This window comes from Shinella sp. HZN7, assembly GCF_001652565.1.
In the GTDB taxonomy this organism is placed as follows: Bacteria; Pseudomonadota; Alphaproteobacteria; order Rhizobiales; family Rhizobiaceae; genus Shinella; species Shinella granuli.
On sequence record NZ_CP015738.1, the window covers coordinates 93803 to 106040 of the forward strand.

Below are 12238 nucleotides of genomic sequence, written 5' to 3' on the forward strand. Positions count from 1 at the left end.
CCAAATGTGGACGCAGGGGTGCAATTTCACCTGCTTGAGATGGTTTGTCCATCATTTTAGCAAGGATCAATCAGAACAGATGAATTGATCGAGGACCGCCATGAATTGCCCAGCAAAGTCTCCCTCCGTACCCGCCGGCCGGTTCTGGCCATGACGATGTCCTCATTTCAGGAGCGACCCGCACTGTCGGCGCGGGCCAGCAGACGTGACTGGTGGGGCCTGGCCATTCTCGCGCTGCCCTGTCTCCTCTATTCGATGGACCTGACGGTTCTCAATCTGGCCGTTCCCAGCCTGACCGCGGATCTGCAGCCGAGTGGTCCGCAGTTGCTTTGGATCGTGGACATTTATGGCTTTGTCCTCGCTGGCGCGCTGATAACGATGGGTGCGCTGGGCGATCGGATTGGTCGGCGCAAGCTGTTGATGTGGGGCGCGGCTGCTTTCGGCAGCGCGTCGATCCTTGCGGCCTTCTCGCCCACGGCAGAGCTGTTGATCGTCGCCCGCGCCTTGCTCGGCCTGGCGGCCGCAACGTTGGCGCCATCCACGCTATCGCTGATTTCCACCATGTTTCGTGACCCCGGGCAGCGCAGCCTGGCGATCGGCATCTGGATGGCGAGCTTTTCGCTCGGCGGCGCCATCGGACCGCTGGTCGGGGGAGCGCTGCTCGAACATTTCTGGTGGGGTTCCGTCTTCCTGATCGCTGTCCCGGTGATGGCATTATTGCTGGTTGCGGCTCCGCGCCTGCTGCCCGAATTCAAGGAGTCCGATGGTGCGCGGGTCGAGGTGGGGACCGCGCTCCTCTCGATCGCGGCCATGCTGGCCCTGGTCTATGGTGCCAAGCGGGTTCTGGTCGGGAGTTTCGATCCTGCCGGTATGGTCGCCCTGGCCACAGGCATCGTGCTCGGCACCTTGCTCGTGCGCGGGCAACTGGCCGCCGGCCGGCCGATGATCGACTTCCGCCTGTTCGCGCAGGCTTCGTTCGCCATCCCCGTCGGCATCTATTTCACTGGGCTGTTCCTGTCCTTCGGCACGCTCCTGCTCTTTGCCCAATATCTGCAGCTGGCCCTGGAAATGCCGCCCTTTGAAGCGGGGTTGTGGACCTTGTTCTCCGCGGCCGGGTTTCTCATCGGTTCGTTGAGCGCTCCCGCACTCGCCGAACGGGCAGGCCCGACGAGGGTCATCCCGGTCAGTCTGCTGGTTGCGAGCGCCGGGTTTGCCATGCTCTCGTGGAGCGTTATGGCAGGGCTGTTTCCAGCCGTTCTGGCCGCGGCTTTTCTCATGGCGCTGGGCGTCGGACCCGTCCTGACGCTTTCGACCGACCTCATCGTGGGAGCCGTTCCGGTCGCGCGTGCCGGTTCTGCCGCTGCCATTGCCGAAACCAGTTCAGAACTGGGGGGCGCGCTCGGCATCGGGGTTATGGGGAGCATGGCGATATCGGTTTATCGCGGTGCCATCGGGCCGGCGCTCGATGCAAGTCTGCCCGAAACGGTGCGGGTGGCGGCCGCCGACAGTCTGGGCACGCTCCACGCAGCAATAGGCGGCCTCGGCCAGCCTGCGCAGGAGACTTTGCGGGCTGCTGCCACATCGGCTTTCAATGTCGGTTTCGCCGCCCAAAGTGCCGCCTGTGCTGCCCTGGCCCTCCTCGCCGCACTGGCTTCGCTCGCCATGAAGAGCAGGGCAACACGCTTGAATCAGAATGGAGTTTGACATGACAAAGATCGCAGTCCTCGGCTTGGGCGCCATGGGCCGTTCAATCGCCCTCGCGCTAAGCCGGAATGGGCATAGCCTGACCGTGTGGAACCGGACGCATGCCATGGCACAGGCACTGGCATCGGACAGGATCGTGGCGAGTCCAACCGTCGCAAGGGCCGTCGCGCCCGCAGAGCTTGTCATCTTGTGCGTGCTCGATCAGACGGCCGCTGGTCAGATCGCGGCCGACTTTCCCGACATGTCCGGCAAGGTGGTTGTCAACCTGACCAATGGAACGCCGGATGAGGCGATCGGGTTCGCCGGGCGTCTTGATCGGAAAAACGCACGATTGCTGAGCGGCGGCATCATGGCCGTACCGCCAATCATCGGCACCAGCGACGCCCTGATCCTCTATAGCGGCGACCAACACGCTTATGAGGACCACCTGCCGACACTCATGGCGCTGGGGTCGGCCCAGTTCATGGGAGGCGATCTGCGCCTTGCGCCGCTGAATGACCTGGCATTGCTGGCCGGCATGTATGGCGTGTTCTCCGGTGCGGCTCACGCCTTTGCCATGTTCCGAGCCAGTGGCAGGCCTGCTGGCGAACTGGCGCCGCTGCTCAAACAATGGCTTGGCGCGATGATCGAGACGCTGGACGAGATGGCCGCGCAGGTCGACAGCGGCGACCACGTCACAGGCGTCGTCTCCAATCTGGCCATGCAGGCGATCGCCCTGAACAACATTGTCGCGGCCAGCAGAGACTTGGGGGTCGGCCCTGCGCTGATGGTGCCGATGCAGCAGCTCGTGGCGGCTCGGGTGGACAAGGGCCATGGCGGCGAGGATATTTCGGGCGTTGTCGCAGAGTTGCTTGACGCGCCTGCAGTTTAGCTTGGGGCGCCGGCAAATCCCCCGGCACCGGCTTCAATAAGGCTCTGCTCGGCCGTCAAGGTCTTATCGGATGCCTTCGCATCACAGGCCATCCAGCCTGAGCCGTTTCGCCAGAAGATCGACAAAGACCCGAACTTTGGCGGGCGGAAGTCTGCTTTCTTGCCACAGTGCGTGGATCGGCACCGGCTTGGGTTCGAATTCGTTCAGGACGATCTCCACGTCACCGGCCTCCACGAGGTGCCTGATCTGCCACAGCGGCGAGTACCCCAGGCCGAGTCCGGCACTCACGGCCGAGTAGATCGCTGCCATCGTGTTCGATCGAAACGCACCGCGGACGCCCACCATGCGCCTCTTCCCCCAATCTGAAAGGCCCATTGACCCGGTCGGCTGTCGACGGTTCTGACGATGCAGGCGTGCTCGCGCAAGTCCATGGGATGGGCCGGCCGACCATGCCGGGCGAAATAGGACGGCGCACCGAACACCACGCGCCGTAGCGCGCCCAGCCTTTTTCCCTGCAAGCCGGAATCCGGCAGATCGGCGATGCGCACAGCCAGATCGAGCCCTTCGCTTGCAAGGTCCACGAAGCTATCCGTCAGTTGAAGATCGACCTCGATCTGCGGATAGGTTTCCATGTATTCCGCGATAATCGGAACAAGGAAATCGGGGCCGAACAGCATTGGCGCGCCCACCCGCAAAATGCCCGATGGCTCCGTCCGGCGATCCGCGACTTCCAGCCGCGCCTCGTTGATTTCCAGGACCGCCGGCTTCACGCGCCGATAGAACGCCTGACCGGCGTCGCTGAGCACTGAACGCCGTGTGGTTCGGTGGACAAGCTGAACGCCAAGGCCCTCTTCAAGTGATGCGAGAGAGCGGCTCACCGCTTGCAAAGAGCGATCGAGACGACGCGCAGCCGCCGTAAGGCTCCCCGTGTCGGCGATATGAACGAATGCTTCAAGGTCCTCAAGGCGGCTCATATTATCTCGCAGATAGTGATTAAGATTCAACTATAGCAAAGATTGTTGCATTTTCCGTGAGAAATTAAAGTGCTCCCGGTTCAATTTATCTGCACAAAGGAAATGGTCATGGGATCCACCCAACCCATCATTCTGGTCGTGGGAGCCACGGGCAAATTCGCACGCCTGGTCGTTCCCGAATTGCGGCGGCGGAATGCTTTGGTCCGCGCGCTTGTGCGCGACGATGCACGCGCCGACCTTGCTCGCTCGCTGGGCGTGGCCGAGACCGTCATTGGAGACCTCCGCAACAGGGACAGTCTTGCCGAGGCTACCCGGAACGTGGACGGCGTCTTCCATATCGGTCCGGCGTTCACTCCCGACGAAGCGGCAATGGGTGTCGCCCTCGTCGAGGCCGCGGAGCGAAACGACGTCAAAAAGTTCGCCTTCTCGTCGGTGATCCAGCCGACGAACACGCGCCTGAAAAACCACGCGAGCAAGATTCCGGTCGAGGAGGCGCTTTACTCGTCCCGGCTCGAATACACGATCCTGCATCCGGCGAACTTCATGCAGAACATCGGGATGGCCTGGCCATCGATCGTTCGTGACGGCGGTTTCGGGGAGCCCTTCCCCAAGGACATAAGGATCGCTCGCGTCGACTATCGCGACGTTGCCGAGACCGCAGCTATTGCTCTTACGGAGGATAGGCTGGCGTTCGCCACACTGGAGTTGTCGGCAGGGATGTTCAGCCGCAACGACATTGTTGCGGCAATCTCGGACGAACTCGGGCGTCCGATAGAAGCCTTCGAGCCCAGCTTCAGCGAATGGGCGCATAGCGCCCGGCTGCCCTATAGCGACCAACAGCTTCACCTTCTCTCGAAGGTCCACGATCACTACCGGAAATACGGATTGGGAGGAAACAGCCTCTCATTGACCGCTGCGTTGGGGCGCGAACCGCGTTCGCTGCGCCAGTATATCCGCGAACTGGCTCGTCGGCAGGACATCGAATCCAGCAATTCCGTCATGAAGTAGGAATATGAAAATAAATCAAAAACGATCGGGACTGAGAAAACTCCCGCCGGGCTCCGCCCGGATATTGATGCCACTGATCCTGTCGATCTTTATGTCGGCAATCGTGTCGGCGGTGGCGACCTTGACAAGCATCGGGCCGGGAACCAGCTTTGCCGCAGCCTGGCCAGGGGCTTGGGGAGCCTCCTGGATAGTCGCGTTCCCAACGCTGCTTTTCGCATTGCCGATCGTTCGCCGGATCGTCGCCATGGTCGTCGAGCAGTCAACGTGAGCCCCTTCTGGTGTGCCATCGAAGGCGCTTCCCGAACTGTTCTGGATGCGACCTGCACACGCCATGCCAGCTTGAAGGAATCCTGGCCGATGATGCGGACCGCCGACGACGGCACCTGTCATGTGTGCCGGAATAACCGCATACGCCGCGATATATCGGCATGACGGGTTTGCGACGCTCGTTCGGGGGCCGCTTTACGCCCAAACGTCGTCCGCACCCTGCTAGCCGGAGTTCTCCAGCTGCTCGATCAAGATCGCCGAAAACACCTCGGCGACCGCGCGCTTGGTCTCGCTGGGATGGATCACGAAGTAGGGGTAGGGTGCGGGGATCTCGAGGTCCAGCACCTTGATCAGCGAGCCCCGGCGTAGATCGTCGGCGCAGAGGATCGAACTGCCCACCGCCAAACCGCAACCCTCCCGCGCGCCTTGCAAAGTAAGGAAGGCGTTCGGAAAATACATGTGCTGACGAGGGACGGCCTGGCTCACCGTGCTGGTGCTGATCAGCCGCTGCCAGTCCTCTCCGTTGTCGGAGTGCAGAAGGACATGGTTCTGCAGGTCTGCCTCGGACCGCAGGGCGTTTCGATAAAACAGGTCCGGGCTGCAGACTGCAAAATACCGTTCGTTCTTGAGGATGGCGTAGCGCGATCCATGGATTGGCCGCTCTCCGTAGGAGATGACCACATCCATCGCCTCGCTGGCCTGCTCGATGGGGAAAAGCCGGACCGTGACGAGGGGAAACCGCTCGGCGAACCTGTCGAGGATCCGCATCAGGCGCAAGGCGGCAAGAGCAGGTGCGCATGAGACGCGCAGCTCTCCCTCGAAGCTCTCGCTTGCTGCGGTCCGGCAGGCGCTCTGGATTTCCTCGAAGGAGCGACTGAGTTTCGCGAAGAGCGCTGCTCCGGATGGGGTGAGGCTGAATTCCTTGCGGCTCCTGACGACGAGCTGCGTTCCAAGCTCTTTTTCCAGCACGCGCAGATGATGCCTGATCGCGCCGGGAGTGACGTTGAGGTCGTTGGCGGCCAAAGGGACGCCGCCCAGCTTTGCTACGGAAACGAACGCCCGCAACGACGTAAGATACAAGAGTTCTGGGTTCATCCGGGTCTCAAAGCGTCAATTGATTTAACGTAACATGCGAAATTTATTAATTTGCGTCAATTTAATTATTGGATGTACGGTTCGCGGCATACCAACGACGCGAGATCCGACCGAACATGGGAATGCACGAGCAACCAGCTGCCGATGACGGGGATGCTCTCATCCGCATGGAGGGCGTCAACAAGGTATTCGGCAACTTCACGGCCTTGAGCGACGTCAGCATCGATGTGCGCGAAGGAGAGTTTCTCACGCTCCTCGGACCTTCCGGTTCCGGCAAGAGTACCACGCTCATGTGTCTTGCCGGCTTCGAGACGCTGACGCGCGGGCGCATCCTCTATCGTGGCGAGGACGTCACGCGCCTGTCACCCGAAAAGCGTGGCCTCGGCGTCGTTTTCCAGGGCTACGCGCTTTTTCCTCACATGACGGTCGCCGAAAATGTCGGTTACCCGCTGGTCGTCCGGAAAGTCCCAAAGGCCGAGCGTGACGCGAACATCCGGGCCATGCTGTCGACCGTCGGCCTTGGCGGCTATGAGGATCGGCGCATCCTGGGCCTTTCCGGCGGCCAGCAGCAGCGCGTCGCCCTTGCGCGTGCGCTGATCTTCGGGCCGAAGCTCCTGCTTCTGGACGAGCCGTTCTCCGCCCTCGACCGCAGTCTGCGCGGTGAGATGCAGTCGGAGCTGGCGCGCATCCACAAGGAACTCGGCACGGCCTTCGTCTTCGTGACGCATGATCAAGACGAGGCGCTTTCGCTCTCCGACCGCATTGCCGTCTTCAACAAGGGGAAGATGGAGCAGGTCGCATCGCCAAGCGACATCTACGAGGCGCCGGCCTCGACATTCGTCGCCGGCTTCGTCGGCAAGACGAACCTTCTCGACGTCACCGATCTCGTGGCAGGCAACGGCAACGGTCTCTATCGCGCCCGCTATGGAGACGTCGAAATCATCTGCAAGGGGCCGGAGCATCTGGCGCATGCTGGGTCGGGCAAGCTCAGCGTGCGAGCCGAAGAGGCCGAGCTGCATGCTTCCGCACCCGCAAGCGCCGATCTCAACGCCATCAAAGTCCGGCTGCTTCGCTCGGTCTATTTCGGCGGATGGGTGGAAGCGCTGCTCGAAGATTCCGCCGGCAAGCTCTTCAGCGTGCGCCTCACGACGACGCGAGCCCGCCATACCGGCCTTCAGGACGGCCGGGACTACTGGCTGAGCTGGCCCAAGGGTACCGGCTATCTCGTTCCTGCATGACCAACCGCATCAGCACAACAAAGAAGGGGAATGAAATGACTGTGATGAAACCGGATCGCATCCTCCCGGCCATGACACGCCGCCAGTTTGGCCTGTCGGCCATCGCCGCAGCCGCGGCCGGTGCCCTTATGCCGCGCTCGGTCTTCGCCGCCGACCAGCTCGTCGTCGCCAACTGGGGCGGCGACGCCGTAACAGCCTTTGAACAGGCCTTCGCCGAACCGTGGGGCAAGCTGAACAGCGGCAAGCTCGTCGTCGACGGCGGCGGGCCGAGCGAAGGCGCCATCAAGACGCAGGTCGACAGTGGCGCGGTGCGCTGGGACGTCTGCGACGGCGAAATGTATTCGTCCTATCGCCTCGGCAAGGAGGACCTTGTCGAGAAGCTGGACTTCAATGTGATCGACAAGAACCTCGTCGGCTTCGGCGACGTCCACGATTTCGGCATTGCCAACTATGTCTACAGCTATGTCATCGCCTTCGACGCTGCCAAGTTCGGTGGTGATCCGCCGAAGAGCTGGGCCGATTTCTGGGACGTGAAGAAATATCCTGGCAAGCGCGCGCTCTACAAGTGGATGAGCGCCAACCTCGAGATCGCTTTGCTCGCCGACGGTGTCAAGCCGGAGGAACTCTATCCGCTCGACCTCGATCGGGCGCTCGCCAAGATCGCCGAGCTGAAGCCGCATATCCTCACCCATTGGGAGACCGGCGCGGAAAGCCAGCAGCTCCTGCGCGATGGCGAGATCGTCATGGGCCAGGTCTGGAACACACGCGCGGAACTGGTGAAGAAGCAGACGTCGGGGCAGATCGACTATACGTTCGATCAGGCCGTAGTCTCGCCGTCGGTCTGGTTCGTGCCGAAGGGTAACCCGGCTGGCCGCGATGCTGCCATGCGCTTCATTCGCATGACGCAGGAGCCGGAGGTCCAGGCGAAGCTCATGGAGGTCTACGGCATGGGGCCGGTAAACCCCGCGGCCAACGCGCTCCTGTCACCCGAGCTTCAGAAGATCAGCCCGACGGCGCCGGAGAATATCGAGCGTTCGGTGTCGATGCAGAACCAGTGGTATGCCGAAAACTACGGTCAGGCCCTCGACAAATACACCGCCCTGATCTCCGGCTGAACCCAAACCGCCGGCGGGTCTCCCGCCGGCACCCCCTTTTCCGGATTTGAATCGATGCTCAAACATCCTGCGAACTGGCTGGGGCTTTCGCTTGCCCTGCCGTTGCCGACATTGCTTGTGCTGGCCTACCTGCTGCCACTCGCGGGCGTGCTCGCCTGGAGTGTGAGTACGCCGGCTGGCATCGGTTTCGGCCACTACCGGCAAATTGCGACCGACCCGCTCATCCTTTCCATCCTCTGGCGCACGCTGCGGATCTGTACCGTCGTGACGCTGGTGAGCGTCGTGATCGCCTATTTCCTCGCCTATCATCTTCGCTTCGGCTCGCTTCTGAAGAAGCGGATCCTGCTGATCGGCGTGCTGATCCCGTTCTGGCTTTCCGCCCTCATCCGCGCTTTCGCCTGGCTGATGATCCTGCGTGGGAATGGTCTGGCAAACACGTTCCTGCAATCCGTGGGTGCGATTTCAGAGCCGCTGGCGCTGGCGCGCAACGAACTCGGCGTGATGATCGGCATGGTCCATTTTCTGGTGCCCTATGCGGTGCTGCCGATCCTCTCGTCGCTGCAGCATATCGACGACCGGCTCCTCCAGGCGTCACGCAGTCTCGGGGCGAGTTTCTGGAGAAGCTTCAAGGATATCCTCCTGCCGCTTTCCAGCTCCGGCCTGCTGGCGGCGACCGTCATCGTCTTCGTCTTCAGCCTCGGCTTCTTCGTCACACCGTCCGTGCTCGGTGGCGGGCGCGTGGTCATGGTGGCGGAATATATCTACCTGCAGATGTTCCAGCTCTCCAACTGGGGGCTCGGTGCGGCGCTCAGCGCCATCCTGATGCTCATCGTCGTCGCGCTGATGCTGCTGCTCATCAGGATCGTGGGCATCCGCCGGCTGATGGATACCGCGTCATGAAGCAGGTCGCGAGTTGGACGGGCATCGCCGTCGCCGTCACATTCCTGCTGATGCCGCTGGTGGTCATCATCCCGCTGTCGCTCACGCCGACGAGCTTTCTGTCGTTCCCGGCGGGAGACCTCTCCCTGCGGCATTACGAGGCCCTGTTCACCGATCCCAAATGGATGGGTTCTGCCGCCGACAGCCTGATCGTCGCGACCCTCAGCGCCGTCGTCTGCACGCTTCTGTCGGTTGCGATGGCGAGCGGCCTCTGGCTGACCAACACGCGCCTCGCGCCCGTCTTCATCACGATCGCGCTCCTTCCCATCGTGGCGCCGCAGGTCGTCTCGGCGATGATCGTTTATTATCTCGAGGCGAGGCTCGGCATCCTCGACAGCTATGTCGGCCTTGTCGTCGGCCACTGCGTCGTCGCGCTGCCTTATGCCGTCATAGCCATGCTGGTTGCGTTCTCGCGGCTCAGCCGTTCGCTGGAGCGCGCCTCGCGCTCGCTCGGCGCAGGCACCTGGACGACGCTGTGGCGCGTGCTGCTGCCGAACGTGAAGTCCGGCATCTTCGGTGCGGCGTTCCTGTCCTTCGTCATCTCGTGGGACGAGGTGGCCGTCACGCTGTTCATCTCGGGCCTCAACGTGATGACGCTGCCGAAGCGCATCTGGGACGGCCTGCGCTTCGACATCAACCCCGTCATCGCCTCCGTTTCGGTCGTGATGATCCTTCTGACGACCATCGTCCTGATCGTTCAGGCGATGCGCAAAACAAAATCCTGATCCATACCAAGGAGAGAACTGCCATGTTGACTGCATTTTCGTTGGCCACCTACCGGGACCGCCAGAAAAAGTTGCTCAAGCGCATCAAGGGCAAGGAGCTCGATGCGCTGATCGTGAACTTTCCGGACAACATCAACTACCTGACCGGTTTCGACAGCCTCGGCTTCCTCTGGTACCAGGCGCTGATCATTTCGGAGAAAGTACAGCCGGCGCTGTTCTTCACACGGACTTCCGAGATGCCCTGCGTGCACGAGCTTTCGGCCATCGAGGAGTCGGTCTTCTACAACATCGCGACCGAGGATCCGCTTGAGCTCGTGGCCAAGGCGCTGATCGAGGCAGGCCACGGCAAGGGGCGCATCGGCATCGAGACCCACGCCTTCACCTTCTCGCCCGACCAGTTCCTGCGCCTGCAGAAATACTTGCCGGAGGCGACCCTCATCGACGCTTCGACGGCGGTCGCCGAGGAGCGCCTCATCAAGTCGCCGCAGGAAATCGAATATCAGCGCTCCGCCGCCCGCATGGCCGACTATGCGATGAAGCGGGCGTTCGAAGCGATCCGCCCGGGCCGCTCGGAAGTGGAAATCGCCGGCGAGATCGCCATGGCGCTCGGCGAGGCCGGCAGCGAATACAGCGCCATCTCGCCCATGGTGGCGACGGGCCGCCGCAGCACGATGACTCACGCCATGCCGCACCGCCAGGTGGTCAGCGTCGGCGATGTCGTCATCATCGAGCTCGCCGGCGTGTGCAACCGCTACCACAGCATCCTGATGCGCAGCGCGGTTGTGGGCAACCCGTCCGATCGCGTGAAGGAAGTGTCCGATCTGCTGACGGAATCCTTCCACGCGGCGATCGACGCGGCCAGGCCCGGCCTGCCGGTCGGCGGTTCCAACACGGCATGCAACAAGGTCCTGAACCGCATGGATCTGGCAAAGACCCGCGTGCACCGCATCGGCTACAGCCTCGGCCTCGCCTATCCGCCGACCTGGCTCGAAGCGATGATGCTGGACGAGGCGGATGACCATGTGTTCGAGCCCAACATGTCCTTCTCGATGGAGCCGAACCTGTCGCTCTACGACGAGGGCTTCGGCCTCAAGCTCGGCGATACGGTGCTCTGCTCGGCGAACGGCTCGAAGAGCCTTTCCGAACTGCCCCCGACCCTGACCATTCTGGATTGAGGCGATTATGACGCAGGCACCGGCCATGGATGTCTTCTGGCACGACGACGTGCTGTTCCACGACACGGGGTTCGGCTTTTTCGAAGCGCCGGAAAACCCGCTTCTCTCGGTCCAGATGGTCCATCCGGAAAGCGCGGACCGCATTCGCAACATGAAGGCGGTGCTGCAGCGCGGACCGGTCGCCCAGAGCCTGCGCTGGCATAGGGGAACACATGCGTCGGAGGCGGACATCGTCCGCTTCCACGATGAAGCCTATGTGGCGGAGATAAAGCGTGCGGCCCACGAGGGCCGGCGGTTCTCGTCGACGACACTGCTCCGGCCTGGCGCCTGGCCGGGGCTGCTTGCGGCGGCGGGCACGACGCTTGACGCCGGCCGTCATGTTCGGGAAACGGGAGCGCCCGCCTTCGCGCTTGTCCGCCCGCCTGGCCACCATGCCGGCCGCGCGATGGCTGACGGCTACTGCTTCTTCAACCATGTCGGCATCGCGGCGGAGGACGCGCTGGCAAACGGCATCGGCCGCGTGGCCATCATCGATTGGGATGTCCATCACGGCAACGGCACGCAATCGGGTTTCTACGACCGCGCCGACGTGCTGACCGTCTCCATGCATATGGACCACGGCGCATGGGGGCCGACCCACCCGGAAACGGGCAGCATCGACGAGAGAGGGATGGGCGCTGGCCTCGGCTTTAACCTCAACATACCCCTGCCCATGGGATCGTCGGACACGACCTATCTCGGTGCCTTTGACGAGATCGTCGCCCCGAAGGTGCGCGCGTTCAAGCCGAACCTGCTGATCATCGCCAATGGTGTCGATGCCGGCCAGTTCGATCCCAACGGCCGGCAGCTCGTCACCATGTCCGGCTTCCATGCCCTGGCGTCGCGCGCCCGTGCCCTGGCCGATGAACTTTGTTCTGGACGGCTTCTTGTCGTGCAGGAAGGTGGCTACAATCCTGCCTATGCAGCCTTTAGTGTGCATTCGGCGATCGAAGGTTTTGCCGGCCTGCCGGAAAGCCTGAAGGATCCGCTTGGCTACATGCCGCAAGCCCGCGAACGGGCGGAACGCGACGTCGCGGCGCTGAAGGCCGGCATTCTCGCCGGGATTTAGAGCGGACGCCGCACGCAGA

Annotated in this window: 11 protein-coding genes and 1 pseudogene; 10 read left to right on the top strand and 2 right to left on the bottom strand. The window is 62.5% G+C overall.

What is annotated here, in order from left to right; genetic code table 11:
• The first annotated feature begins 84 nt into the window (after window positions 1-84).
• Together shn_RS25705 and shn_RS25710 are read left to right on the top strand one after the other, a co-directional pair.
• Window positions 85-1704, top strand: a complete 1620-nt coding sequence (locus shn_RS25705) for an MFS transporter (RefSeq protein ID WP_245337480.1) — start codon at window positions 85-87, stop codon at window positions 1702-1704.
• Between the two features lies 1 nt (window position 1705).
• Window positions 1706-2575, top strand: a complete 870-nt coding sequence (locus shn_RS25710; RefSeq protein ID WP_064333652.1) for an NAD(P)-dependent oxidoreductase — start codon at window positions 1706-1708, stop codon at window positions 2573-2575.
• An 81-nt stretch (window positions 2576-2656) separates the two neighbouring features.
• Here the strand turns inward: shn_RS25710 and shn_RS25715 are convergent.
• A pseudogene (locus tag shn_RS25715) lies at window positions 2657-3549 on the bottom strand (LysR substrate-binding domain-containing protein).
• Window positions 3550-3657: 108 nt separating this feature from the next.
• Here shn_RS25715 and shn_RS25720 point away from each other — a divergent pair.
• Window positions 3658-4557 carry an NmrA/HSCARG family protein gene (locus shn_RS25720; RefSeq protein ID WP_064333653.1) on the top strand — a complete coding sequence of 300 codons (900 nt, stop codon included), beginning with the start codon at window positions 3658-3660 and terminating at the stop codon, window positions 4555-4557.
• A 4-nt stretch (window positions 4558-4561) separates the two neighbouring features.
• Window positions 4562-4825 carry a DUF2798 domain-containing protein gene (locus shn_RS35230; RefSeq protein WP_084438502.1) on the top strand — a complete coding sequence of 88 codons (264 nt, stop codon included), beginning with the start codon at window positions 4562-4564 and terminating at the stop codon, window positions 4823-4825.
• Between the two features lie 221 nt (window positions 4826-5046).
• Here shn_RS35230 and shn_RS25730 read toward each other — a convergent pair whose 3' ends face one another.
• Window positions 5047-5919, bottom strand: coding sequence for a LysR substrate-binding domain-containing protein (locus shn_RS25730; protein WP_064333384.1), 873 nt, complete (start codon window positions 5917-5919; stop codon window positions 5047-5049).
• Window positions 5920-6041: 122 nt separating this feature from the next.
• On the opposite strand from shn_RS25730, the gene shn_RS25735 reads away from it, so the two are divergent.
• Genes shn_RS25735 through shn_RS25760 form a run of 6 tightly spaced genes read left to right on the top strand, consistent with a single transcriptional unit; the run spans window position 6042 to window position 12219 of the window.
• The gene (locus tag shn_RS25735; RefSeq protein WP_245337481.1) at window positions 6042-7157 is read left to right on the top strand and encodes an ABC transporter ATP-binding protein; all 1116 of its coding nucleotides are present in this window, start codon (window positions 6042-6044) and stop codon (window positions 7155-7157) included.
• 35 nt (window positions 7158-7192) lie between these two features.
• Window positions 7193-8272, top strand: a complete 1080-nt coding sequence (locus shn_RS25740; RefSeq protein ID WP_084438564.1) for an ABC transporter substrate-binding protein — start codon at window positions 7193-7195, stop codon at window positions 8270-8272.
• Window positions 8273-8326: 54 nt separating this feature from the next.
• The gene (locus tag shn_RS25745; RefSeq protein ID WP_064333387.1) at window positions 8327-9172 is read left to right on the top strand and encodes an ABC transporter permease; all 846 of its coding nucleotides are present in this window, start codon (window positions 8327-8329) and stop codon (window positions 9170-9172) included.
• Window positions 9169-9936: an ABC transporter permease gene (locus shn_RS25750; protein ID WP_064333388.1), complete on the top strand. Its 768-nt coding sequence runs from the start codon at window positions 9169-9171 to the stop codon at window positions 9934-9936. The genes shn_RS25745 and shn_RS25750 overlap by 4 nt, the downstream gene beginning before the upstream one ends.
• Before the next feature lie 23 nt (window positions 9937-9959).
• Window positions 9960-11111 carry a Xaa-Pro peptidase family protein gene (locus shn_RS25755; protein WP_064333389.1) on the top strand — a complete coding sequence of 384 codons (1152 nt, stop codon included), beginning with the start codon at window positions 9960-9962 and terminating at the stop codon, window positions 11109-11111.
• 7 nt (window positions 11112-11118) lie between these two features.
• Window positions 11119-12219: a class II histone deacetylase gene (locus shn_RS25760; RefSeq protein WP_245337482.1), complete on the top strand. Its 1101-nt coding sequence runs from the start codon at window positions 11119-11121 to the stop codon at window positions 12217-12219.
• Window positions 12220-12238: the final 19 nt, after the last annotated feature.

Coding starts and splice junctions, on each gene's coding strand:
- shn_RS25710 (WP_064333652.1), top strand. CDS start 1,706: ATGACAAAGATCGCAGTCCTCGGCTTGGGCGCCATGGGCCGTTCAATC.
- shn_RS25720 (WP_064333653.1), top strand. CDS start 3,658: ATGGGATCCACCCAACCCATCATTCTGGTCGTGGGAGCCACGGGCAAA.
- shn_RS35230 (WP_084438502.1), top strand. CDS start 4,562: ATGAAAATAAATCAAAAACGATCGGGACTGAGAAAACTCCCGCCGGGC.
- shn_RS25730 (WP_064333384.1), bottom strand. CDS start 5,919: ATGAACCCAGAACTCTTGTATCTTACGTCGTTGCGGGCGTTCGTTTCC.
- shn_RS25735 (WP_245337481.1), top strand. CDS start 6,042: ATGCACGAGCAACCAGCTGCCGATGACGGGGATGCTCTCATCCGCATG.
- shn_RS25740 (WP_084438564.1), top strand. CDS start 7,193: ATGACTGTGATGAAACCGGATCGCATCCTCCCGGCCATGACACGCCGC.
- shn_RS25745 (WP_064333387.1), top strand. CDS start 8,327: ATGCTCAAACATCCTGCGAACTGGCTGGGGCTTTCGCTTGCCCTGCCG.
- shn_RS25750 (WP_064333388.1), top strand. CDS start 9,169: ATGAAGCAGGTCGCGAGTTGGACGGGCATCGCCGTCGCCGTCACATTC.
- shn_RS25755 (WP_064333389.1), top strand. CDS start 9,960: ATGTTGACTGCATTTTCGTTGGCCACCTACCGGGACCGCCAGAAAAAG.
- shn_RS25760 (WP_245337482.1), top strand. CDS start 11,119: ATGACGCAGGCACCGGCCATGGATGTCTTCTGGCACGACGACGTGCTG.